This window comes from Arthrobacter sp. B0427-1-12 (assembly GCF_059092905.1).
Map to the genome: position 1 here is coordinate 377,206 of NZ_JBNHIC010000001.1, position 22,280 is coordinate 399,485.

Genomic DNA, 22,280 nt, shown 5'->3' on the forward strand with positions numbered 1-22,280 from the left:
GGGGCGGTGACGGATGCCATTGTCATTGACTCACTGGCCAAGCGGTTCGCCCCGGATGGACCGCTGGTGCTCGAGGACGTCAACCTGCGCGTCGAACCGGGAGAGTTCGTGGCGCTGCTGGGCGCCTCCGGCTGCGGAAAATCCACGCTGCTGAACCTGGTGGCCGGGCTGGAGGAACCGACCGCCGGGGTCATCCGGGCGCCGGAAGCCGCCTTCATGCTCCAGGACGCGTCGCTGCTGCCCTGGCTGTCCGCGCAGCGCAATGTCGAACTCGCGCTGGAACTGCGCGGCGTCGGCCGCGCCGAGCGGGCGGCCCAGGCCGGTGAACTCCTCGAACTGGTGCACCTGCGCGAGGCGGGGCGGAAACGGCCGCATGAACTCTCCGGCGGCATGCGCCAGCGCGTCGCCCTGGCGCGCGCCCTGGCCCAGTCCCGGGACCTGCTGCTGATGGACGAGCCCTTCGCCGCACTGGATGCGATCACCCGCGACCTGCTCCACGACGAGCTGGAACGGATCTGGAAAGAGACGGGACGGACCATCATCTTCATCACCCACAATGTCCGCGAAGCCGTGCGGCTGGGCCAGCGCGTGCTGCTGATGTCCTCCCGGCCCGGGCGGATCGTGGCCGAATGGCAGGTCGATGCCGGCCTTGACGACCGTGACCAGGCCGAGCTGTCCGCCAGCATTACCTCCGACCTGCGACGGGAGATCCGGCGCCATGCTGCGTGAAACAACTCAGGACCCCGACGCGGTCGAACCCCGGGAAGAATCCCCTGCCGGGTCCGCCGCAGCGCCGCGCAATCCCGGAACGTCGACCCCGCGCACCACGGAAGCGGATGTGCGCCAGCTGGAGGCAGGACTGGACGCGCTCCAGGCCGGTGACCTCCGCCGCGGATCGCGGCGCGGGTCGGTGGTCAAGGCGCTGCTGCCCGTGGCAGCGCTCGCCGCCGTCATCTATGTCTGGCAAATGTATGTCTGGATCGCCGGCCCGCGTCCGGACATCCTTCCCGGCCCGCTCGATGTCCTGGGGACGTTGGGACAGCTGTGGCAGAACGGGGAAGCGCAGGAGACCATCGTCACCAGCCTGCAGCGCGGAGTCTTCGGCTTCCTGATCGCCGCCGCCATCTCCACGCCGCTGGGCCTGCTGCTGGCGCAGAACAAAAACCTGCGCGCGGCCTTCCGGCCCCTGGTCTCAGGGCTGCAGGTCCTGCCGTCCGTGGCCTGGGTTCCGGCGGCCATCATCTGGTTCGGCCTCACCGATGCGACGGTGTACTTCGTGGTCCTGATGGGCGCGGTCCCCTCCATCATTAACGGCCTCATCTCCGGCGTGGACCAGGTTCCGCCGCAGTTCCACCGGGTGGGGCATGTTCTCGGCGCCAGCCGCTGGCAGCTGGCCGTGAAGATCATCCTGCCAGCGGCCCTGCCCGGCTACCTCGCGGGACTGAAGCAGGGCTGGGCCTTCTCCTGGCGCTCCCTGATGGCCGCGGAGATCATCGCCGTCGGCGGGAGCATGGGCTTCGGACTGGGCTCGCTGCTTCAGCAGGGCCGCGACTTGTCGGCGATGGGGATCGTCGTCTCGGCCATCGTGCTGATCCTGTTCATCGGCATCGTGGTCGAACTGCTGGTGTTCGCGCCGCTGGAACGCCGCCTGCTCCGCGGCCGCGGCCTGCTCCAGGGGAGGGCCTCATGACTTATCCGATTTCACTGCAGCTGGCCGGCCGGAAGGTGCTGGTGGTCGGCGGCGGCCCGGTGGCCGCGCGCCGGCTCCCGGCCCTGATCGACGGCGGCGCCTGGGTCACTGTCGTGGCACCCTATGCCTGTGAGGAGGTGGCGCAGCTGGCGGCCGCTGGCGCCATCAGTTGGGAACGGCGGGAGTACATCCCGTCCGACCTGGACGGCGCCTGGCTGGTTCTGGCCCATACCGGCTCGCCGGCCCTGCAGGACAGGATTGCCGCCGACGCGGAGGCCGCCCGGATCTGGTGCGTCAAGGGCGGCGACGCCGCCGGCTCCCGGGCCTGGGTTCCGGCCGTGGCGGAGGCCGGGGGAGTGACGGTCGCGGTCAACGCCGGGGCAGACCCGAAGCGGGCGACCGCCGTGCGCGACGGCGTTGCTGCCGCTCTGGAAGCCGGCGACCTGCCGCTGCGGCGGGTCCGCCAGCCGGAAAGGCACACCGGTTCCGTAGCCCTGGTGGGCGGCGGCCCCGGCGACGCCGGCCTCATCACCACCCGCGGCCGAAGGCTGCTGGAGATGGCCGACGTCGTCGTCGCCGACCGGCTGGGACCGCGCTCGCTGCTGGACGGACTGGCCCCCGAGGTGGAGATTATCGACGTCGGCAAGGCGCCCGGCCACCATCCGGTGCCGCAGCCGGAGATCAACCGGATCCTGGTGGAGCAGGCCCTGCTGGGCCGGCGGGTGGTCCGGCTCAAGGGCGGGGACCCGTACGTGCTGGGCCGCGGCGGCGAAGAGGAACAGTACTGCCGCGGGCACGGAGTCCCGGTCGAGGTGGTGCCCGGCGTGACCTCGGCCGTGTCGGTGCCCGCTGCCGCGGGGATCCCGGTGACCCACCGCGGCGTAGCCAAGAGCTTCAGCGTCCTCACCGGCCATGAGCAACTCGGCCAGGTGCCCGGCGGGGGAGACCACACCCTGGTCCTGCTCATGGGCGTTTCCCTGCTGCGGCAGTCCGCCCGCACCCTGGTGGCCGGCGGGCGCTCGCCGGCCACCGCCGTCGGCATCATCGAGAACGGCTGGATGCCGGACCAGCGGGTCACCATCGGCACCCTCGCGGATATCGCGGACAAAGCGGAGGCCGTGGGCGTGAAGGCGCCGGCCGTCGTCATCGTCGGCGACGTGGTCACTCTCTCGCCCCACGCCTGACCCCTACCCCCAAATCTGAACGAAAGGAACACAGCCGTGTCCACTGCCATTAATCCTGCCAACCGTCCGCTCCGGGTTGCCGTCGTCGGCGCCGGGCCCGCCGGCGTCTACGCCGCGGACATCCTGACCAAGTCCGGGGAAGTCAAGAGCGGGCGGCTGGCCGTCACCATCGACCTGTTCGACCGCTATCCGGCCCCGTACGGGCTGATCCGCTACGGCGTGGCTCCGGACCATCCGCGGATCAAGGGCATCGTCACCGCCCTGCACAAGGTGCTGGACCGCGGCGGCATCCGTTTCTTCGGCAATGTGGACTACGGCACGGACCTGTCCCTGGCCGACCTGCGCCGCCATTACGACGCGGTCATCTTCGCCACCGGGGCCATCAAGGACGCGGACCTGAACATCCCCGGAATCGAGCTGGAGGGCTCCTTCGGCGCGGCCGACTTCGTCTCCTGGTACGACGGCCACCCGGACGTGCCCCGCGACTGGGCGCTGGAGGCCAGGGAAATTGCGGTGATCGGCAACGGCAACGTCGCGCTCGACGTCGCCCGCGTGCTGTCCAAGCACGCCGACGACCTGTTGAGCACGGAGATCCCGGCGAATGTCTATGAGGGCCTGAAGGCATCTCCGGTCACGGACGTGCACGTGTTCGGCCGCCGCGGGCCGGCCCAGGTGAAGTTCACCCCGCTGGAGCTGCGCGAACTGTCGCACTCGAAGGACGTGGACATCATCCTCTATCCCGAGGACTTCGAATTCGATGCGGCCTCGGACGAGGCGGTCAAGAGCAACAACCAGGTCAAGACGATGGTGGGCACCTTGAGCAACTGGCTCATCGAGCAGGAGGACACGGTCCGGCCGCCGGCCCCGCGCCGGCTGCACCTGCACTTCCTGCATAACCCGGTTGAAATCCACGGCGACGGCAAAGTCGAGGGGATCAAGTTCGAACGCACCGAACTGGACGGCACCGGCAACGTCCGCGGCACCGGCGAGTTCCTCGACTACCCGGTTCAGGCCGTCTACCGGGCCGTGGGCTATTTCGGTTCCGAACTGCCGGAGGTGGAGTTCGACTACCGCCGCGGCGTGATTCCGAACGACGGCGGACGCATCCTTGCCGCCGACGGCACCACGGTGCCGGGCCTCTACGCGACCGGCTGGATCAAGCGCGGCCCGGTGGGACTGATCGGCCATACCAAGGGCGATGCCCTGGAGACCGTCACGCACCTGCTGGCCGACCTCGCCCACCCGGCCGCACTGCCGGCCGCGGAGAGTCCGGACGAGCAGGCCGTCGTCGACCTGCTGCAGGGGCGCGGCGTGGAATTCACCACCTGGGAGGGCTGGCTGAAGCTTGATGCCCACGAACGGGCGCTCGGTGCCGACTATTCGGCCGCGGCCGGCGGACCGGACGGCGGCGTGCAGCGTGAACGGATCAAGGTGGTGCCGCGCGAGGACATGGTGGCGGTGGCCCACGGGAGGGGTCCGGCGGCCAAGGCGCCGGCGGTCCGGGTTCCGGCGGTGGAGGGCGCCTAGCCCATTTTCCGGATGCTCAGCGCGAGCCACAGGTGGACCCGGCCGGCGGTCACGGCCGGGTCGTACCCGGTCAGTTCGACGATCTGCTGCAGCCGGTACCGCACCGTGTTGCGGTGCAGCCGCAGGGTATCGGCGACGGCGGCCACCGAGCCGTTGAGCTCAAGGTACGCCTCCAGCGTCGCCAGCAGGCCGGCGTCGTTCTTTTCGTCATAGGCGACCAGCGGGTCCAGCGCCTCGGCGGCAAGATCGGCCAGCGGAACGTCCTCGCTGGCCAGCAGCAGCGAGGTAAGGCTCAGCCGCTCCGGCACATTCAGGCGCTTGCCGCGGCGCAGCGCTTCCTTGGCCTCGAAATAGCTCCAGCGCAGTCCGCTGGGCTGGGCGTAGGCACCGCCCACCCCCACCTTCGCGGTCAGGCCGGCGCCGTAAAGGTAGTCGCTCAGGACCTGGCCCAGCTCGGAGCCGGACGGGCCGGAATGACCCGGGCCGGATTCCGCATTGGCCACCACGATCACCAGCCGATCGTCCAGCACGGCGGTGACCGCACGGTTGAACACCGCGGGCAGCGGCAGCGTCTGCAGGGCCCGCCGCTGCCCGGAGGCCACATCGACCATCAGGACCAGCTGGCGGGAGGCGCTGTCGATACCCACTGTGCCCAGGCGCAGCGTGGCATCGTGCCCGGTCAGGGTGCCGCGCGCAATGTCCTGGAGCACCTGGCCGGCCGCCATCCGTTCGCTGGAGCGGCGCTGCGCCTGGTTGCTCAGTTCGACGCTGACCAGGCTCTGCGCATAGTCCACGATCGCGTCCCGGGTGTACGGCTCGGCGATCGCCAGCGTGCAGCGGTCTTTCAGGCCGGTGGCGATCGGCAGCTTATGCCAGCTGTGTCCTGCGGGCGCGGCTGCATCCGGTGCGGCTGTGTCCGGTGCGGCCTCGGTTTCGGTGGAGAACACCTGCGCCCCGTACTGGAACAGCGCGACGTCGGTGTGCAGCATCCCTGCCAGTGCCTGCAGCAGGGCGGCCAGTCCACCGCCGCCCAGCAGTGCCGAGGCCAGCACCTGGTGCCGCTTCAGCAGGCCTTCGAGCCGGGCGTAGTGGTCGGCGGAGATGGCGTCCGCCACCAGCTTGCTGATGGCCACGAACGGGGTTTCGTACGGCACTTCGAAGACCGGCAGGCCGACGGCGTCCGCCTCGGCGAGCAGGGCCGGCGGTACCTTGGCGTGGCTCAGGCCCACGGCGAATCCGATAGCGACGGCCCCGGCACGGTGGACGCGGCCGACGAAGCTGCGCTGGGCTGCGGCCGTCTTCTGGCGCAGCCCCGTGGTGAGGACGACTTCGCCGCCGCTGAGGAAGGGGAGCGGGTCTTCCAGTTCGGTCACGGCAACCCAGCGGATGGGCTCATCCGCTGCCCCGCGGGCCTGTCCGACGCTGCGCAGGGAGAGGGAGGAGTTGGCGAGGAGGGCCGCCAAGGTGATGGCCATGAGCTAACTATACAAATGCACCAGTCATGCTAAGGGGACTGTGCTTTTTGCCATTATTAGGGGATGCTGGCAAGAGCCAAAACCGCTTGAGTCTGTGAGGACAAATCCATGGGCACAACCCCCAACAGTGCTTCGGCTCCAGGCCCCGCGCCAAAACGCGAGTCGTGGTCCGGCCGGAAAGTATTCATCCTGGCGGCCATCGGCTCCGCCGTCGGGCTGGGCAACATCTGGCGCTTCCCCTATGTGGCGTACGAAAACGGCGGCGGCGCCTTCATCATTCCCTACCTGACGGCCCTGCTGACCGCCGGCATTCCGCTGCTGTTCCTCGACTATGCCGTCGGGCACAGATTCCGCGGCTCCGCGCCGCTGGCCTTCCGGCGGTTGAACCGCAAGGCCGAAGGCCTGGGCTGGTGGCAGGTGCTCATCTGCTTCGTCATCGCCATCTACTATGCCGTCATCATTGCCTGGGCGGGCATGTACGCCATCTTCTCCGTCACCCAGGCCTGGGGCGATGACCCGGCCGCGTTCTTCCTCGGCGACTTCCTCCAGGTGAGCGAGAACGTCAACATCGGCTTCGACTACGTGCCCGGCGTGCTGATTCCGCTGATGCTGGTCTGGCTCCTGACCATCGGAGTGCTGGCGGCCGGCGTGCAGAAGGGCATCGCCAAGTCCTCTGTTGTCCTGCTGCCGCTGCTGCTGGTCATGTTCCTGGTCCTGGTGGTCCAGTCCCTGTTCCTGCCGGGTGCGGCGGCGGGGCTGGACGCCCTGTTCACGCCGGACTGGAGCGCACTGCTCAACACCAGCGTGTGGGCGGCGGCCTACGGGCAGATCTTCTTCTCCCTGTCGGTGGCTTTCGGCATCATGATCACCTACGCCTCCTACCTGAAGAAGAAGACCGACCTGACGGGCTCCGGCTTCGTGGTGGCGTTCTCCAATTCCGGCTTCGAGATCCTCGCCGGTATCGGCGTCTTCGCCGCCCTGGGCTTCATGGCCTTTAGCGCCGGCACCGGCGTGGGCGAGGTGGCCACCAGCGGCGTGGGCCTGGCCTTCATCGCGTTCCCCACGATCATCTCCCAGGCTCCGGCCGGCGCCCTGCTGGGCGTGCTGTTCTTCGCATCGCTGGTCTTCGCCGGCTTCACCTCGCTGATCAGCATCGTCGAGGTCATCATCGCGGCCGTCCAGGACAAGCTGGGGCTGGGCCGCGTTCCCGGAACCCTGGCCGTCGGCGTGCCGCTGGCCCTGATTTCCATCATCCTGTTCCCCACCACCACAGGCCTGAACCTGCTGGATGTCTCGGACAAGTTCGTCAACACCTTCGGCATCATGGCCGTGGCGCTCGTCTCCGTGCTCCTGCTGACCTACGGCTTCCGCGTCCTTCCCGGACTTGCCGGCCACGTCAACGAGACCTCCTCCGTGCGGCTGGGCGGTATCTGGCGGATCATGGTCGGCATCGTGGCTCCGGTGGTCCTGGGCTACATCCTGGTCAACGAGGTGATCATCCTCATCGGGGAGACCTACGGCGGCATGCCCGAATGGTTCGTGGCCACGTTCGGGTGGGGCATGGCGGGAGCCTTGGTGGTCATCGCCTTCCTGCTGTCCCTGATTCCGTGGAGCCACAAGTCCGCCGCGCACACCGACCCGGCCTTTGCCGACCATGAGCACGGGGACACTGCCCTGAAGGAGGCTAGCAAATGAGCACGATCGCCATAGTGATGCTGGTGGTTTCCATCGTCACAGTCTGGGGCGGGCTGGTGCTGGCGCTTGAGAACCTGCGCCGCCACCCGGAGGATGAGACAGAGCTGCCCGAGCACCCCGCGCCGGAACTATAGGGATTTTTATTGTGCGCAGCTCCTGTTGCGTCCTGCTGCGGCTGTGCATCCGGCCATTACGACGGCGGCGCCGGTGCCCTAGTCTGCTGGAACCAGCAGCAACCATCCCCGATGAAAGAGGGCACCGTGGCCGCCACACTGCAGAACTTCATCAACGGCGAATTCGTCACGCCGGCCGGCACCGAACACCTGGACATCATTAACCCGACCAACGGGGAAGTAGTGGCCAAGGCGCCGGTCTCCGTCGAATCCGATGTCGACGCTGCCATGCAGGCCGCAGCCGGGGCCTTCAGGACCTGGAAGCACGTCACGCCCGGCCAGCGCCAGCGCATGCTGCTGAAGCTGGCCGACGCGATGGAAGCCCACAGCGAAGAACTGGTGGAAGCGCAGCACCGCAACACCGGCCAGGTCCGGGACATGATTGCCTCGGAGGAGGTGGCGGCGGGTGCCGACCAACTGCGCTTCTTCGCCGGTGCCGCCCGCGTCCTGGAGGGCAAATCCGCCGGCGAGTACTTCGAGGGGCACACCTCCTATGTGCGGCGGGAGCCGATCGGCGTCGTCGCGCAGGTGACGCCGTGGAACTATCCGCTGCTGATGGCCGTCTGGAAGATCGGCCCCGCCCTGGCTGCGGGCAATACTGTGGTCCTCAAGCCCTCGGACACCACCCCCGAATCCACCCTGCTCCTGGCCCGGCTGATCAAGGACATCTTCCCGGCCGGCGTCGTGAACGTGGTGCTGGGCACCGGCCGCACGGGCGAGCTGATGGTCAACCACCCGGTACCCGGGCTGGTGTCCATCACCGGTTCCGTCCGTGCCGGCGTCGCGGTTGCCACGGGCGCGGCGAAGGACCTCAAGCGCGCCCACCTGGAACTGGGCGGCAAGGCGCCGGCCATCGTCTTCGCGGATGCGGACATCAAGAAGAGCGCCGCGGCGATCGCCGAGTTCGCGTTCTTCAACGCCGGCCAGGACTGCACCGCCATCACCCGGGTGCTGGTGGAGGAGTCAGCCCATGACGACCTCGTGGCCGCCATGGTGGAGCACACCAAGACGTTGAAGACCGGCAGTGAGAACGACGCGGAGAACTACTTCGGCCCGCTGAACAACATCAACCACTTCAACGCCGTCAACGCCGTCATGGACGCGCTGCCGGACCACTGCAAGGTGGAGATCGGCGGGCACCGCGCCGGGTCCAAGGGCTTCTTCTACGAGGCCACGATCATCAGCGGTGCGAAGCAGACGGACGCTATCGTGCAGAAGGAGACCTTCGGCCCGATCATCACGGTGCAAAAGTTCTCCGCGGAGGCCGAAGCCGTCCAGCTGGCCAACGACGTCGAGTACGCCTTGGCCTCCAGCGTCTGGACCACCAACCACGGCACGGCGATGCGGGTCTCCCGCGACCTGGACTTCGGCGCCGTCTGGATCAACACCCACATCCTGCTGACCGCGGAAATGCCGCACGGCGGCTTCAAGCATTCGGGCTACGGCAAGGACCTGTCCCTGTACGGGGTGGAGGACTACACGCGCATCAAGCACGTCATGTCCGCCCTGGACGTGTAGTACCCGGCCGCACCCGCCCCTGACCGAAAGGATCCCCCATGTCCACTGAAACCGCCCCTGCGTCCTTCCGCCTGGCCCAGAAGCGCGACGTCCGGGCCTTCCCGGGGCCCAGGTCCGCCGAGCTGGAGGCCCGGCGCGCCGCCGTCGTGGCCGGGGGCGTCGCCTCCGGCGTGCCGGTCTATGCCCGGGATGCCGACGGCGGCATCATCCTGGACGTGGACGGCAACTCGTTCATCGACCTGGGCTCGGGCATCGCGGTGACCAGCGTCGGCGCCTCCGACCCGGCGGTCGCCGCGGCAGTGAAGGAGCAGGTGGACCGCTTCACCCACACCTGCTTCATGGTCACTCCGTACGAGGGCTATATCGCCGTCGCCGAGGAGCTGGACCGCCTGACCCCCGGCGACCATGAGAAGCGCACCGTGCTCTTCAATTCGGGTGCCGAGGCGGTGGAGAACGCGGTGAAGGTGGCCCGACTGGCCACCGGCCGCACCGCCGTGGTTGCCTTCGACCACGCCTACCACGGCCGCACCAACCTGACCATGGCGCTGACCGCCAAGTCCATGCCGTACAAGGCGCACTTCGGCCCGTTCGCGCCGGAGATCTACCGGATGCCGATGAGCTATCCGTTCCGTGAGGAGAATCCGCAGATCACCGGCGCACAGGCCGCGCAGCGGGCCATCACGATGATCGAGAAGCAGATCGGCGCGGACTCCGTCGCCGCGATCCTGGTCGAGCCGATCCAGGGCGAGGGCGGGTTCATCGTCCCGGCCGAGGGCTTCCTGCCGGCCCTGGCGGCCTGGGCGAAGGAGAAGGGCATCGTCTTCATCGCCGACGAGGTCCAGTCCGGCTTCTGCCGCACCGGCGCCTGGTTCGCCTCCGAGCACGAGGGCGTTGTCCCGGACATCATCACCCTGGCCAAGGGCATTGCAGGCGGCATGCCGCTGTCCGCGATCACCGGCCGGGCCGACCTGCTCGACGCCGTCCATCGCGGCGGGCTGGGCGGAACCTACGGCGGCAACCCGGTGGCGTGCGCCGCCGCGCTGGCCGCGATCGGCACGATGCGGGAGCAGGACCTGGCGGGCCGCGCCCGGCACATCGAGTCCATCGTGCTGCCGCGGCTGCGCGGGCTGGCGGACGAGGTGGGCATCATCGGTGACGTGCGCGGCCGCGGCGCCATGCTCGCCGTCGAACTGGTCAAGACCGGCGGCAAGGAGCCGGACCCGGAGGCCACCAGGGCCATCGCCGCAGCCTGCCTGCAGGACGGCGTGATCATCCTGACCTGCGGCACGTACGGCAATGTCATCCGGCTGCTGCCCCCGCTGGTCATCGGCGATGAACTGCTCCACGACGGGCTGGACGTGCTGGAGGCCGCCATCCGCGCCCAGGCCTGAGGCTGCCTGCAGGTAGAGTCTTGACCGTTGACGCCAGTCCCAGGAAAGGTCGTTCCCATGCGTTATGTAGTCGGATATGCCGCCAACGAGCGGGGCAAGGAAGCCATCGAGTTCGCCGCCGCCCTGGCCCGGGCGCAGGGCGCACGGCTCGACGTGGTCGTGGTCCTGCCGCAGCCGGCTCCCATCACGGCGGCCAGGGTTGCCTCCAGCGCCAGCAGCTACGAGGCCATCCTGGTCAGCACTGCACGCAAGGAACTGGAAGAGGCGCTGATGCTGGTGCCCCAGGACATCGCCACGACGGCCCACCTGCGGTTCGCGGACTCCGTCGCCGAAGGCCTCATGGAGGCGGCCGGGGAATTCCGGGCCGGACTGATCATCATCGGCGCCACCCGGTCCGGACTGCTGGGCCGTTTCACCATCGGCTCCGTGGCGAACGCGCTGCTTCACTCGGCCCAGGTTCCCGTGGCGCTGGTGCCCCGGGACTACAAGGCCCCGGAGCGGATGGCCCGCTTCACTGCGGCGGTCGGCACCCGGGCCGGCGCCCAGGAGCTGCTGCGGACCGTCATGGCGGCCACAGCGCGCGGTGGACTGCCGCTGCGCCTGCTGTCCCTGGTGGCACTTGACGACACCGGCGGGGAGCGCGCCGAGACGGTGGCCCAGGCCCAGCAGCATGCCGACCGGCTGATGGCGGCGGCGAAGGAGAGCCTCGGTGCGGACCAGCAAGTCTCCGCCACCGTAGCGGACGGCAGGAGCATCGAAGAAGCGGTCGAGGCGCTCGACTGGGAGGACGGGGAAGTGGTGATGATCGGTTCCAGCCGGCTGGCCCAGCACCGCCGGCTCTTCCTGGGCAGCACGGCCAACAGGATGCTGCGCTCGCTGCCGGTGCCGATGGTCGTGGTTCCGCGCAACTATGAAGGCCCCGTGGGGGGCGATGAGGAAGTGACCTCATAACGGTTTTAGTTAACCAAGGGACCGCGGTACGGTGGGGAATATGCCGGGTGCGCGGCAGCGCCGGCCGTGAATTGCAGTCGAACGTAAGGACCCGGAATGGGTATTCGAAAAATCAGCAGCGCGGTCGCGGTGCTGACGATGCCGTTATTCTTCGTCAGCGGCACCGCGCCGGCAGCATCCGCCGCGCCGGCGGTTTCCGCGGCACCTGCAGCATTCGCCCCGCAGTCCGCTCCCGCCGCAACCATCCAGGATCCGGTGGCGGCCCGGGTCTTTGAACTGACCAACCAGCACCGTGCGGCCAACGGCCTGCGGCCGCTGCGGTGGAACCAGGCCATCGCCGGTGTCGCCCAACGCTGGTCGGAGACCATGCGGGAGCGGCTCGACGCCTCCGACGGGACCTCGGGTTTCGAGCACAATCCGTCCTATGCGCAGCAGTATCCGGACGGCTGGACCAGCGCCGCCGAGAACATCGCGATCGACCGGGATGCCGACCGCCTGTTCGAGGCTTGGAAGAATTCGCCCGGGCACAACCGGAACATGCTCAGCCCCACCGCCACGGACTTCGGTTTCGGCTATGCCCGGCTGCATGACAACCGGGTCTACGGATCCAAGCTGGTCGCAACACAGAATTTCGCCGGTTATCCCACCCCGCCCCCTGCGTTCGCCGATGTTGCGCGGGACCGGAAGTTCGCTGCGGAGATCGAATGGCTGACGGCCGAAGGCATCTCGACGGGCTGGCCCGACGGCACCTTCCGGCCTGACGAACCGGTGGCCCGCGACGCGATGGCAGCATTCATGTACCGTCTCAAGGATTCGCCTCGCTACACCCCGGCGCTGGAGCCCCCGTTCACGGACGTGGCGCCCGGCACCCAGTTTGCCAAGGAGATCGACTGGCTCAGCACAGCGAAGGTCGCCGCCGGCTGGCGGGACGGTACGTACCGTCCCGGTGCCACCGTGGACCGGCAGACCATGGCTGCTTTCCTCTACCGGCTGGCGGATTCACCCGATTTCCAGCCGCCGGCGACGACGGCGTTCACCGACGTGCCGGCGTCGAACCCGTTCTACAAGGAGATCGCCTGGCTGGCGTCCACGCGCATCGCAACCGGCTGGAAGGACGGTTCCTTCCGCCCGGACGAACCGGTCATGCGCGATGCCATGGCTGCCTTCATGTTCCGCTTCGACGTGCGCTACTAGCGCTACTCCGCCAGGAAGGCCGGAGTGAACAGCAGATTCAGGCCCTCCGTCATCGTGGGGTGGCTGATGACCGCGTCCCGCACCTGCCGGTAGTCCAGGCCGCCCAACATCGCCAGCTGCACTGAGGTGACCGCTTCGGAGGCCTCGGCGCTGAGCAGCGCGGCACCCAGGATGCGTCCGGTGGCCCGGTCGACGACGGCCTTCCACACCCCGTCCAGCTCGCCGATGGTGCGGGCCCGGGGGATCGCGGAGGCGGGCATCCGGGCGATCAGCACGTCGTAGCCGGCCTCGCGGGCCTGGGCCTCGGTGAGGCCCACACGTCCTAGTTCGGGAGTGGTGAACACGGTGTAGGGAATGAGCCGGTCCGCGGTGCTGCGCAGTTTGCCCGTCCAGTCCGCGTCGAGGTTCTCCTTCAGGATCCGGTAGTCGTCGTAGGAGGCGTGGGTGAACTGGGCGGTGCCGGCGACGTCGCCCGCGGCCCATACCCCGGAGGCGGAGGTGCGCAGGTGCTCATCCACCAGCACGAAGCCCCGCTCGTCGGTTTCGACGCCGGCCACGTCCAGTCCCAGCCCTGCCGTCACCGGGGTGCGGCCGACGGCGGTGAGCAGTTCCGCGGCGGCAATTGTGCCGCCGTCGGACAGTTCCACCGTCACGGTCCCGTCCGCGCCCCGCGAGATGCGCTCGGCACTGGCATTGAAGCGGACGTCGATCCCGGCCCGGGAAAAGCCGGCCAGCACAGCCTCGGCGATGTCCGTATCCTCGCGTCCCAGCAGTTGGCTGCCGCTTTCCACGACGGTCACCTTCACGCCGGCGGTGCTGAGCAGGTCCGCGTATTCGACGCCGATGTACCCGCCGCCGAGGACGATGATGCTTTCGGGCAGCTGTTCGATCTCCAGCAGCGAATCACTGGTGAGCGGCCGCGCTTCGGCGAGGCCTTCGATCGGCGGCACGGCCGGTACGGTGCCGGTATTGATGACCACGTCCGCCCCGCGCAGGGTGCGGGTCCCGCCGTCGTTCAGGACCACCTCCACAGTGCGGCGGCCAACGAACCTCGCCTCGCCCAGGATGAAGTCCATGCCGGACTCCAGAAACTGCTTGTGGTTGCCGGCGGACATTGTCGAGACAACTTCGTCCTTGCGGGCCCGCAGCAGGTTGAGATTGAACTTCGGCGCTGCGGCGCCGTCGATCCCGAACCCGGCCGCCCGCTGCATCTTCTGCAGCAGCCGTCCGCTGCTGATGAGGGTCTTGGTGGGGATGCAGGCGACGTTAATGCAGGTGCCGCCGATCATGCCCCGTTCCACCATGGCGACTTTTTGCCCCTCGCGGGCCAGATCCATGGCCAGGGATTTGCCGGCCTTGCCGCCGCCGATAACCAGAAGGTCAACCTCTTCGATCTGCACTTTCCATCCTTCCCTAGGGACTGATTTTTCAGTCATTGCACGGTTCTTTTCCGCAGCCTGGCACTGCGGCGGACACTGACCAGCATGTCCGTGGTCAGGATCACCAGCGCCAGCCAGACCAGGCCGAACCCGATCCACCGTTCCAGCACCATCTGCTCGCCGAGCACGGTCAGGGCCAGGATGAACTGCAGGGTCGGCGCCAGGTACTGCAGCAGTCCGATGGTGGACAGCGGCAGGCGGCGGGCAGCGGCTCCGAAGAACAGCAGTGGCAGCGCGGTGATCAGCCCGCCGGCGGCCATCAGCCAGAAATGCCCCGGCCCCTCGGTGGTCAGCGTCGCGCCGCCGGTGGCGCCCAGCCAGAGCATCACGGCGGCGGCCAGCGGTGTCAGGACCGCCGTTTCCACCGTGAGGCTCGAGGTGGCGTCAACGGCCGAACCGACGCGGTTCTTGACCAGCCCGTACAGGCCGAAACTGCCGGCCACGCCCAGGGCGAGCCACGGAACGGAGCCGTAGCCGAAGGCCAGCACCAGCACGGCAACCGTGCTGACCACGATCGCCGCCCACTGCAGCGGCCGCAGCCGTTCCTTGAGCACCAGCACACCCAGCAGGACGGAGACCAGCGGGTTGATGAAGTAGCCCAGCGAGGCCTCGACCGCCCGCCCCGTGGTGACCGCGACGGTGTACAGCAGCCAGTTCCCGGCGATCAGCGCCGCCGCAACGCTCAGCGCGCCCATCGCCTTGCGGCTGCGGACCGTGGCCAGCAGGGCGGGCCAGTTGCGCATGGCGGTGACCAGCAGGACACAGAACAGCAGAGACCAGAGCACGCGGTTGGCCACGATTTCGACGGCGCCCGCCGGCTCGAGCGCAACGAAATAGAGGGGCAGCAGGCCCCAGAGGCCGTAGGCGCCGATACCGAACAGGATACCGGCCTGGACTGCCCTGGCGGCCTTGCCCTCCGGAGCCGGGAGGCCGGCGTCGTTCGCTGCTGCCGCAGGCTTCCGAAAGGCGCGCAGGCCGTCTGATTTGGACACGTAACCTATAACATCACCCCCGGCAAGGGGATGCCAGCGGGGCGGTTGCCGTGCCGTCCGGCTGAGGCGCGCATCACTGCGATTAACCGCCTCAGCGGCGGGCGAATTAGAATAGATTATTGTGCGCTAAGCAGGACCACCATCGGAGCGCACTGCATTCATTAACAGTTCGGAAGGATCCACTGTATGCCTCGCCCTCTCCGGGTGGCCATTATCGGCGCCGGCCCCGCAGGTGTATACGCCGCGGACATTCTCACCAAGGCTGAGCGTGACTTCGACGTCAGCATCGACCTCTTCGAACAGTATCCGGCACCCTACGGGCTGATCCGCTACGGCGTGGCCCCGGACCATCCCCGGATCAAGGGGATCGTCACCGCCCTGCACAAGGTCCTGGACCGGGGCGACATCCGCTTCCTGGGCAATGTGAACTACGGCAAGGACCTCACGCTCTCCGACTTCCGCACGTTCTACGACGCCATCATCTTCTCCACCGGCGCCATCAAGGACGCGGCCATGAACATCCCCGGCGTGGACCTGCCCGGTTCCTTCGGTGCCGCAGACTTCGTCTCCTGGTATGACGGCCACCCGGATGTGCCCCGCGAATGGCCGTTGGAGGCGAAGGAAATCGCCGTGATCGGCAACGGCAACGTGGCCCTGGACGTGGCCCGCATGCTCTCCAAGCACGCCGATGACCTGCTCACTACCGAAATCCCGGAGAACGTCTACGAGGGGCTGAAGAAGTCTCCGGTCACCGATGTGCATGTCTTCGGCCGGCGCGGCCCGGCGCAGGTGAAATTCACCCCGCTGGAGCTGCGCGAGCTGTCGCACTCCCGGGATGTCGACATCGTGCTGTACCCGGAGGACTTCGACTTCGACGAGGAGTCGGAGCGGCAGATCGCGACGAACAACCAGACCAAGACGATGGTCAAGACCCTGACCAACTGGCTGGTGGAGGACGAAGGCACCGGCGCATCGCGCCGGCTGCACCTGCACTTCCTCCACAGCCCGGTGGAGATTTACGGCGACGGCAAGGTCGAGGGCATTAAGTTCGAGCGGACCCGGCTGGACGGCAAGGGCAACGTCGAGGGCACGGGGGAGATCATCGACTACCCGGTCCAGGCGGTCTACCGCGCCATCGGCTACTTCGGCTCGGAGCTGCCCGAGGTGGAGTTCGACTACAAGCGCGGCGTCATCCCCAATGACAGCGGCCGGGTTTTGGACGCGGACGGCAACCCGGTGCCGGGTATCTACACCACCGGCTGGATCAAGCGCGGCCCGGTGGGCCTGATCGGCCACACCAAGGGCGATGCGCTGGAAACCATCGGCTGCCTGCTGGAGGACCGCCTCGGCCTGCCGGCGGCGGAGAATCCGGATGAACAGGCCATCATCGACCTGCTCGAGGAACGCGGCGTGGAGTACACCACGTGGGAGGGCTGGCTGAAGCTGGACGCCCACGAACTCTCGCTCGGCGCGGAATATGCGGACAGCGGCGTGGAGCGCGAGCGCATCAAGGTCGTCCCGCGCGAGGATATGATCAGCATCGCCCGGAAGTAAGGCCCAGGCCCATCCACTCCATGGCATTGTGTGTTCGTGGCATTGCGCATCCGTGGATCATCAGTAGGCTGATCATAGCCCTGCAAGGGGTTGTCCGATCTACCCGCTGATTTTTCCACTGATCCAAGGAGGAAGCCATGGTGAAGAAAGCAATCTTTGTAGTTGGTGTAGGTGTTGGCTATCTGCTCGGATCTGCTGCCGGACGCCAGAGCTACGAGACCATCAAGGCGAAGGCGGAAAAACTGTGGCAGGACCCGAAGGTCCAGTCCAAGGTTTCCGAGGGTGCGGAGTGGGCCAAGGAAAAGGCTCCCCAGGTACAGGAAAAGGTAGCCGAAACCGCCAAGCACGCTCTGCACCGCGACCATGCCGACGAATCGCAGAGCAAGGCTCCGCAGACTGAGGCCACGATGGAGCCGGCGGAGCCGATTCCGGCGGTGCCGTCGTCGTTCAACGAATCCCAGCCGGGCACCCAGTCCGAAACCAAGTAGCCCGGCTCCACCGCCCCCGCTGATTCAGCAGTACGCGCACGTTGGCCCGCCCAAACGTGCGCGTACTGCTGTGCGAACCGGAGGGGGCGGGGGATGGCGGCGAAGGGGGCGGCGGGCGCTACACTGTGACTCAACCCACACGTTGTCCAGGGAGCGCCGATGCCTGTTTCCCGTTTCCGCACCCTCGAGTTGACCTCGCAGGAACTGCAGCTGCGGGCCATCGCCGCCCACGAACGGCTGGCCCGCAACGCAGTCGCCGGAGCCCAGATCCGTCCGGTCGTCAGGGACTCCTGGGAGCGCTCCCTGCGCCACCACGCCAGTCCGGATACTGCCCTGCCGGTCCTGGTCTATGATGACGCCGAACTGGCAGACCATCGCCGCACCCATCCGCTGGCAGCGGTCATGCCTGTGATCGACAAGCTGCTCGTCGGGCCCGGCCGGGACAGTGGCCTGCTGGTGGCCGTCGGCGACGAGAACGGACGGCTGTTATGGGTGGACGGCGACCACGGGCTGCGCCGGAAGGCCGAGGCCATGAACTTCGTCCCCGGCGCCGACTGGTCGGAGCAATCCGTCGGCACCAGTGCCCCGGGTACCGCGCTGGCGGTGGGGCAGGGGATCCAGATTGCCGGCGCCGAGCACTTCAACCGTCAGGTCCACCCCTGGAGCTGCACCGCCGTTCCGCTCCACGATCCGGATACCGGAGCCCTCCTGGGTGTTGTTGATATCACCGGCGGCGAGGAGGCGGTCGCTGTCCACACGCTGTCGCTGGTCCAGGCGGCTGTGGCTGCCGCCGAGGTTCAGCTGCGCGTGGAACGATTGCAGGCCGGCCGCGGCAGCGCACCGGCGGCGCCTTCCCGGGAGCGGGCGAACGGGCCCAGCCTCCGGATCCTGGGCCGGGACCAGGCCGTGCTGACCGTGAACGGTGCCAGCGTGGAACTGTCCGACCGCCACTCCGAACTGCTGGCCATCCTGGCGCTCCACCCGGAGGGCCTGACCGCGGAGCAGCTGGCGCTGATGGCCTATCCGGAGAATACGTCCGTGACCACCGTCCGGGCGGAAATGCTGCGTCTGCGCCGCGTGCTCGAAAGCCACGGCCCGGATTTCGTGCCGCGGTCCCGGCCGTACCGGCTGCCTGCGGAGCTTGCGGTGGATGCGCGCCAGGTCCGCACCTGGCTGCGGCGTGGGGCGCACCGGCTGGCGCTGGGCGGCTACCCGGGGCCGGTGCTGCCCCGCTCGCAGGCCCCTGCCATGGTCCGCCTGCGCAGCGACGTGGCCTGGGAACTGCGGGAAGCGGTGCTGGCGGAAGGCAGTGCCGGAACGCTGCTGCGGTACCTCCAGCTGCCTGAAGCGGAGTACGACGGCGACGCCTGGCGTGCTGCGCTGCAGGCCCTGCCGCCGCGCTCGCCCAGGCGGGCCGCCGTCGTCGCCCAGCTGGAGCGGATCGAAGCCGAACTCTCCTGACCAACCCGCCTCAACCATCCCGCCCTCACACCCCTTGCCCTCACCTCCTTCCGCCGAAACCTCAGCTTTTGCTGGAAATGCTCCCGCATATCAGCAACAACTGAGGTTTCGGCGGGGGTGCGACGGGGTGGGGGTGCGACGGCGGGGTGTGACGGGGCGGGTGCAACGTGCTTGCAACGTTGCGCTCCGTAGACTGCGGAACCAAGACGACGATGTCTTGAGCAAAGGAGCAGGCAATGACGCTATATGCACAGCCCGGCCAGGATGGAGCCAAGGTCAGCTTCAAGTCCCGCTACGACAACTGGATCGGCGGCGAATGGGTGGCTCCGGTCAAGGGCCGGTACTTTGAGAATGTGTCTCCGGTGACCGGCAAGGTCTTCACCGAGGTGGCCCGCAGCACCGCCGAGGACATTGACCTGGCGCTGGATGCCGCGCACAAGGCTGCACCCGGCTGGGGCAAAACGTCCGTTGCCGAGCGCGCGCTGATCATCAACCGTATCGCGGACCGGATCGAGGAGAACCTCGAACTGCTGGCCGTGGCGGAGACCTGGGACAACGGCAAGCCCATCCGTGAAACGCTGGCCGCCGACCTGCCGCTGGCCGTGGACCACTTCCGCTACTTCGCCGGCGCCATCCGCGCTCAGGAAGGCAGTCTCTCCCAGATCGACGAGAACACCACGGCCTACCACTTCCATGAGCCGCTGGGCGTGGTCGGCCAGATCATCCCGTGGAACTTCCCGCTGCTGATGGCCACCTGGAAGCTGGCGCCCGCGCTGGCGGCGGGCAACGCCGTCGTCCTCAAGCCCGCGGAGCAGACGCCGGCCTCCATCTTGGTGCTTGCCGAGCTGATCGCCGACCTGCTGCCGGCCGGCGTGTTGAACATCGTCAACGGCTTCGGTGTGGAGGCGGGCAAACCGCTGGCATCTTCGCCGCGCATCCGCAAGATCGCCTTCACCGGGGAAACCACCACCGGCCGGCTGATCATGCAGTACGCGTCCCAGAACCTGATTCCGGTCACGCTGGAACTGGGAGGCAAGAGCCCGAACATCTTCTTCGGCGACATCGCCGACGCCGATGATGCGTTCTACGACAAGTCCCTGGAAGGCTTCGCGCTGTTTGCCCTGAACCAGGGCGAGGTCTGCACCTGCCCGTCCCGGGCCCTGATCCAGGACTCCATCTACGACAAGTTCCTTGGTGACGCCGTGGCCCGCACCCAGCAGATCATCCAGGGCAACCCGCTGGACACTGCCACCCAGATCGGGGCCCAGGCGTCCAATGACCAGCTGGAGAAGATCCTCTCCTACATGGACATCGGCAAGCAGGAGGGCGCGAAGATCCTCACCGGCGGCGCCCGGGCGGACCTGGGCGGTGACCTCGCGGAGGGCTTCTATGTCCAGCCGACCATCTTCGAGGGCACCAACGACATGCGCATCTTCCAGGAGGAGATTTTCGGCCCGGTGGTTTCGGTCACCCGCTTCTCCGACTACAAGGACGCCATGCACATCGCCAATGACACGCTCTACGGCCTGGGCGCAGGCGTCTGGTCCCGCAACGGCAACATCGCCTACCGGGCCGGCCGCGAGATCCAGGCCGGCCGTGTCTGGGTGAACAACTACCACGCCTACCCGGCCCACGCGGCCTTCGGCGGCTACAAGTCCTCCGGCATCGGGCGGGAGAACCACCACATGATGCTCGAGCACTACCAGCAGACCAAGAACATGCTGGTCAGCTACTCCGAGAACAAGCTCGGGTTCTTCTAGGCCGGGGATCCTGCCGATGAACCTCGAGGCAGCCATCGCCATCCCGGGAGAGGACTTCTCCCGGGTGGCGCTGACACCCGCCGCGGTGGAACTGCTGCGCAAACTGTGGGGCATCCACGGCCCGCTCATGTTCCACCAGTCCGGCGGTTGCTGCGACGGGTCCTCGCCGATGTGCTACCCAGCCGGGGAGTTCATCACCGGGGATTCGGATGTCCTGCTGGGCGTCTTCGATTTGCCGGGCGCCGGCGCGGTGGAATTCTGGATGTCCCGGGAGCAGTTCGCCTACTGGAAGCACACCCACCTGACGGTGGATGTGGTCCCGGGCCGGGGCAGCGGCTTTTCCGTCGAGGCGCCGGAAGGCAAGCGCTTCCTGATCCGGTCCCGGCTGATGGAATAGCACCGCAGGTACGACGGCGGCGGGCCGGCTCCCGTGCGGGCAAGCCCCCCACGCGGCGGGCCGGTCTGCCGCCGTCGCCAAGGATTTCCCAATCCGCGGAGGCTAGACCTAGGGGCATTGGCTGTTGTAGTTCCAGAAAGGACTCCACCATGGCTATCCGGCACTTCCACCGGCTCCCGGCACTGGCGGCGGCTGCCGCCGTCGTGCTCGCAGCCAGCGCCTGCACACAACCGGCCACCGAAGGCCAGACGACGACCGGGACAACCCCCGAAACGACGCCGGCAACGGACACAACATCGCCCTCTCCGACCGCACCCTCCACCCGCGGCGGGCAGCAGGACACTACTGTCCAGCAGGAGCGGTTGTCCATCGCAGCGGCAACGAGGGCGGCGCAGGCGGCGCTCGAACAGTGCCAGAATGACGGACTGCCCTTCGTCTCCGTCGCGGTCGTGGACCGGAGCGGCATGGTGCAGGTGCTGCTGCGCGGGGAGAATGCGGCCGCGCACACTTCGGACAGCGCGGAGCGCAAGGCGTACACGAGCGCAGCCTTCGGCGTGCCCACCTCGGAAGCCGCGGAACGGATCAGCGGCGAGGGACCGACCATCCAGGACCTGCCCGGAACCCTGTTCCTGGCCGGCGGCGTTCCCATCCGCGTCGGGGATACGGTGGTTGCAGGCATCGGTGTCGGCGGAGCGCCGGATGGCGCGCGCGACGAGGCCTGCGCCGATGCCGGTGCGGCTGCCGTCGCGGAAGGGCCATAACGGGACAGGCCATGGCGCGTCCCCAAAGACCTGAACGGAAAGCGGAGCTGCTGGAGCAGATTCTCGATTATCTGCAGGACAAGACCCTGGCCGGGCTCAGTTTCCGGACCCTGGCGGCGGGACTGGGCATCAGCAGCTACGTGCTGGTCTACCACTTCGGCAACCGGGACCAGCTGGTCAACGAGATCGTGGCGTCCATCGAGAGCCGGCTGGACGGCCTCAAGCATGCCGACGTCGCCCAGTGGACGCGCCCGGATTTCGCCACCTGGATCCATGCGGCGTGGAACTGGACCATGCGTGAACGCAACAGGCAGCTGCAGCGCCTGGAGTTCGAGGCCGCCATGCAGGATCTGACCCACCCACATCCGCGGTTGAGCGCGCGCCGCAACTTTGCCCTGTGGGAAGCACAGACGTGCCGGTGGCTCGTGTCCCAGGGAGTTGATCCGGACGATGCCGCAACCGATGCCCGGCTCTTCACCGCCACGCTTTACGGGCTGGCATACGACCACGTTGTCAATGACGATACGGACAGCGCCTCCGAGGCCTTTGAGAGGCTGGTGCGCCTGTTCTGGCGCACGCTGGACTCCCGGCTGGGGGCACATTCGAACTAACATCCTGAAGCCTGCTGTT

General features: G+C 67.9%; 20 protein-coding genes. 17 read left to right on the forward strand and 3 right to left on the reverse strand.

Annotation, left to right across the window (positions count from 1 at the left end):
- Positions 1-6: 6 nt before the first annotated feature.
- Genes AC5RWU_RS01925 through AC5RWU_RS01940 form a run of 4 tightly spaced genes read left to right on the forward strand, consistent with a single transcriptional unit; the run spans position 7 to position 4,401 of the window.
- The gene (locus AC5RWU_RS01925; RefSeq protein ID WP_494031017.1) at positions 7-729 is read left to right on the forward strand and encodes an ABC transporter ATP-binding protein; all 723 of its coding nucleotides are present in this window, start codon (positions 7-9) and stop codon (positions 727-729) included.
- The gene (locus AC5RWU_RS01930) at positions 719-1,690 is read left to right on the forward strand and encodes an ABC transporter permease (RefSeq protein WP_494031018.1); all 972 of its coding nucleotides are present in this window, start codon (positions 719-721) and stop codon (positions 1,688-1,690) included. The genes AC5RWU_RS01925 and AC5RWU_RS01930 overlap by 11 nt, the downstream gene beginning before the upstream one ends.
- Positions 1,687-2,874: a uroporphyrinogen-III C-methyltransferase gene (gene cobA, locus AC5RWU_RS01935; RefSeq protein ID WP_494031019.1), complete on the forward strand. Its 1,188-nt coding sequence runs from the start codon at positions 1,687-1,689 to the stop codon at positions 2,872-2,874. Before AC5RWU_RS01930 ends, cobA begins: the two co-directional genes overlap by 4 nt.
- Before the next feature lie 36 nt (positions 2,875-2,910).
- Complete coding sequence (locus tag AC5RWU_RS01940) at positions 2,911-4,401, forward strand: FAD-dependent oxidoreductase (protein ID WP_494031020.1); 1,491 nt, start codon at positions 2,911-2,913, stop codon at positions 4,399-4,401.
- Here the strand turns inward: AC5RWU_RS01940 and AC5RWU_RS01945 are convergent.
- Positions 4,398-5,876 (reverse strand): PucR family transcriptional regulator, encoded by a 1,479-nt coding sequence (locus AC5RWU_RS01945; protein WP_494031021.1) that lies wholly within the window; start codon positions 5,874-5,876, stop codon positions 4,398-4,400. The two genes, AC5RWU_RS01940 and AC5RWU_RS01945, sit on opposite strands and share 4 nt — an antisense overlap.
- A 108-nt stretch (positions 5,877-5,984) precedes the next feature.
- Between AC5RWU_RS01945 and AC5RWU_RS01950 the strand changes: the two genes are divergently transcribed.
- The 6 genes from AC5RWU_RS01950 to AC5RWU_RS01975 all read left to right on the forward strand — a co-directional run bounded on the left by AC5RWU_RS01950 (position 5,985) and on the right by AC5RWU_RS01975 (position 12,798).
- Positions 5,985-7,571: a sodium-dependent transporter gene (locus AC5RWU_RS01950; RefSeq protein ID WP_494031022.1), complete on the forward strand. Its 1,587-nt coding sequence runs from the start codon at positions 5,985-5,987 to the stop codon at positions 7,569-7,571.
- The gene (locus AC5RWU_RS01955; RefSeq protein WP_494031023.1) at positions 7,568-7,705 is read left to right on the forward strand and encodes a methionine/alanine import family NSS transporter small subunit; all 138 of its coding nucleotides are present in this window, start codon (positions 7,568-7,570) and stop codon (positions 7,703-7,705) included. The genes AC5RWU_RS01950 and AC5RWU_RS01955 overlap by 4 nt, the downstream gene beginning before the upstream one ends.
- Before the next feature lie 126 nt (positions 7,706-7,831).
- Positions 7,832-9,262 (forward strand): aminobutyraldehyde dehydrogenase, encoded by a 1,431-nt coding sequence (locus AC5RWU_RS01960; protein WP_494036880.1) that lies wholly within the window; start codon positions 7,832-7,834, stop codon positions 9,260-9,262.
- A gap of 38 nt (positions 9,263-9,300) precedes the next feature.
- Positions 9,301-10,653, forward strand: coding sequence for a 4-aminobutyrate--2-oxoglutarate transaminase (gabT, locus tag AC5RWU_RS01965; RefSeq protein ID WP_494031025.1), 1,353 nt, complete (start codon positions 9,301-9,303; stop codon positions 10,651-10,653).
- A 57-nt stretch (positions 10,654-10,710) separates the two neighbouring features.
- On the forward strand, positions 10,711-11,604 hold the full coding sequence (locus tag AC5RWU_RS01970; RefSeq protein WP_494031026.1) for a universal stress protein: 894 nt from the start codon (positions 10,711-10,713) through the stop codon (positions 11,602-11,604).
- Between the two features lie 96 nt (positions 11,605-11,700).
- Positions 11,701-12,798 carry a CAP and S-layer homology domain-containing protein gene (locus AC5RWU_RS01975; protein WP_494031027.1) on the forward strand — a complete coding sequence of 366 codons (1,098 nt, stop codon included), beginning with the start codon at positions 11,701-11,703 and terminating at the stop codon, positions 12,796-12,798.
- Positions 12,799-12,800: 2 nt separating this feature from the next.
- Here AC5RWU_RS01975 and AC5RWU_RS01980 read toward each other — a convergent pair whose 3' ends face one another.
- On the reverse strand, positions 12,801-14,198 hold the full coding sequence (locus tag AC5RWU_RS01980) for a dihydrolipoyl dehydrogenase family protein (RefSeq protein ID WP_494031028.1): 1,398 nt from the start codon (positions 14,196-14,198) through the stop codon (positions 12,801-12,803).
- 32 nt (positions 14,199-14,230) lie between these two features.
- Positions 14,231-15,238, reverse strand: a complete 1,008-nt coding sequence (rarD, locus tag AC5RWU_RS01985; RefSeq protein WP_494031061.1) for an EamA family transporter RarD — start codon at positions 15,236-15,238, stop codon at positions 14,231-14,233.
- Positions 15,239-15,415: 177 nt separating this feature from the next.
- Between rarD and AC5RWU_RS01990 the strand changes: the two genes are divergently transcribed.
- The 7 genes from AC5RWU_RS01990 (at position 15,416) to AC5RWU_RS02020 (ending at position 22,261) form a co-directional block, all read left to right on the forward strand.
- Positions 15,416-16,783: an FAD-dependent oxidoreductase gene (locus AC5RWU_RS01990; protein ID WP_494031029.1), complete on the forward strand. Its 1,368-nt coding sequence runs from the start codon at positions 15,416-15,418 to the stop codon at positions 16,781-16,783.
- 137 nt (positions 16,784-16,920) lie between these two features.
- Positions 16,921-17,271, forward strand: coding sequence for a YtxH domain-containing protein (locus tag AC5RWU_RS01995; protein WP_494031030.1), 351 nt, complete (start codon positions 16,921-16,923; stop codon positions 17,269-17,271).
- 159 nt (positions 17,272-17,430) lie between these two features.
- Positions 17,431-18,732 (forward strand): AfsR/SARP family transcriptional regulator, encoded by a 1,302-nt coding sequence (locus tag AC5RWU_RS02000; RefSeq protein WP_494031031.1) that lies wholly within the window; start codon positions 17,431-17,433, stop codon positions 18,730-18,732.
- Between the two features lie 236 nt (positions 18,733-18,968).
- Entirely contained in the window at positions 18,969-20,492 is a 1,524-nt protein-coding gene (gene adh / locus AC5RWU_RS02005) for an aldehyde dehydrogenase (protein ID WP_494031032.1), read from the forward strand.
- A 16-nt stretch (positions 20,493-20,508) separates the two neighbouring features.
- Positions 20,509-20,889 (forward strand): DUF779 domain-containing protein, encoded by a 381-nt coding sequence (locus AC5RWU_RS02010; RefSeq protein ID WP_494031033.1) that lies wholly within the window; start codon positions 20,509-20,511, stop codon positions 20,887-20,889.
- Positions 20,890-21,038: 149 nt separating this feature from the next.
- Positions 21,039-21,650: a GlcG/HbpS family heme-binding protein gene (locus tag AC5RWU_RS02015; protein ID WP_494031034.1), complete on the forward strand. Its 612-nt coding sequence runs from the start codon at positions 21,039-21,041 to the stop codon at positions 21,648-21,650.
- A gap of 11 nt (positions 21,651-21,661) precedes the next feature.
- The gene (locus AC5RWU_RS02020) at positions 21,662-22,261 is read left to right on the forward strand and encodes a TetR/AcrR family transcriptional regulator (protein ID WP_494031035.1); all 600 of its coding nucleotides are present in this window, start codon (positions 21,662-21,664) and stop codon (positions 22,259-22,261) included.
- Positions 22,262-22,280 lie beyond the last annotated feature (19 nt).

Coding starts and splice junctions, on each gene's coding strand:
- AC5RWU_RS01975 (WP_494031027.1), top strand. CDS start 11,701: ATGGGTATTCGAAAAATCAGCAGCGCGGTCGCGGTGCTGACGATGCCG.
- AC5RWU_RS02000 (WP_494031031.1), top strand. CDS start 17,431: ATGCCTGTTTCCCGTTTCCGCACCCTCGAGTTGACCTCGCAGGAACTG.
- AC5RWU_RS01990 (WP_494031029.1), top strand. CDS start 15,416: ATGCCTCGCCCTCTCCGGGTGGCCATTATCGGCGCCGGCCCCGCAGGT.
- AC5RWU_RS01945 (WP_494031021.1), bottom strand. CDS start 5,876: ATGGCCATCACCTTGGCGGCCCTCCTCGCCAACTCCTCCCTCTCCCTG.
- AC5RWU_RS01995 (WP_494031030.1), top strand. CDS start 16,921: ATGGTGAAGAAAGCAATCTTTGTAGTTGGTGTAGGTGTTGGCTATCTG.
- AC5RWU_RS02020 (WP_494031035.1), top strand. CDS start 21,662: ATGGCGCGTCCCCAAAGACCTGAACGGAAAGCGGAGCTGCTGGAGCAG.
- AC5RWU_RS02015 (WP_494031034.1), top strand. CDS start 21,039: ATGGCTATCCGGCACTTCCACCGGCTCCCGGCACTGGCGGCGGCTGCC.
- cobA (WP_494031019.1), top strand. CDS start 1,687: ATGACTTATCCGATTTCACTGCAGCTGGCCGGCCGGAAGGTGCTGGTG.
- AC5RWU_RS01950 (WP_494031022.1), top strand. CDS start 5,985: ATGGGCACAACCCCCAACAGTGCTTCGGCTCCAGGCCCCGCGCCAAAA.
- adh (WP_494031032.1), top strand. CDS start 18,969: ATGACGCTATATGCACAGCCCGGCCAGGATGGAGCCAAGGTCAGCTTC.
- AC5RWU_RS02010 (WP_494031033.1), top strand. CDS start 20,509: ATGAACCTCGAGGCAGCCATCGCCATCCCGGGAGAGGACTTCTCCCGG.
- AC5RWU_RS01970 (WP_494031026.1), top strand. CDS start 10,711: ATGCGTTATGTAGTCGGATATGCCGCCAACGAGCGGGGCAAGGAAGCC.
- gabT (WP_494031025.1), top strand. CDS start 9,301: ATGTCCACTGAAACCGCCCCTGCGTCCTTCCGCCTGGCCCAGAAGCGC.
- AC5RWU_RS01955 (WP_494031023.1), top strand. CDS start 7,568: ATGAGCACGATCGCCATAGTGATGCTGGTGGTTTCCATCGTCACAGTC.
- AC5RWU_RS01930 (WP_494031018.1), top strand. CDS start 719: ATGCTGCGTGAAACAACTCAGGACCCCGACGCGGTCGAACCCCGGGAA.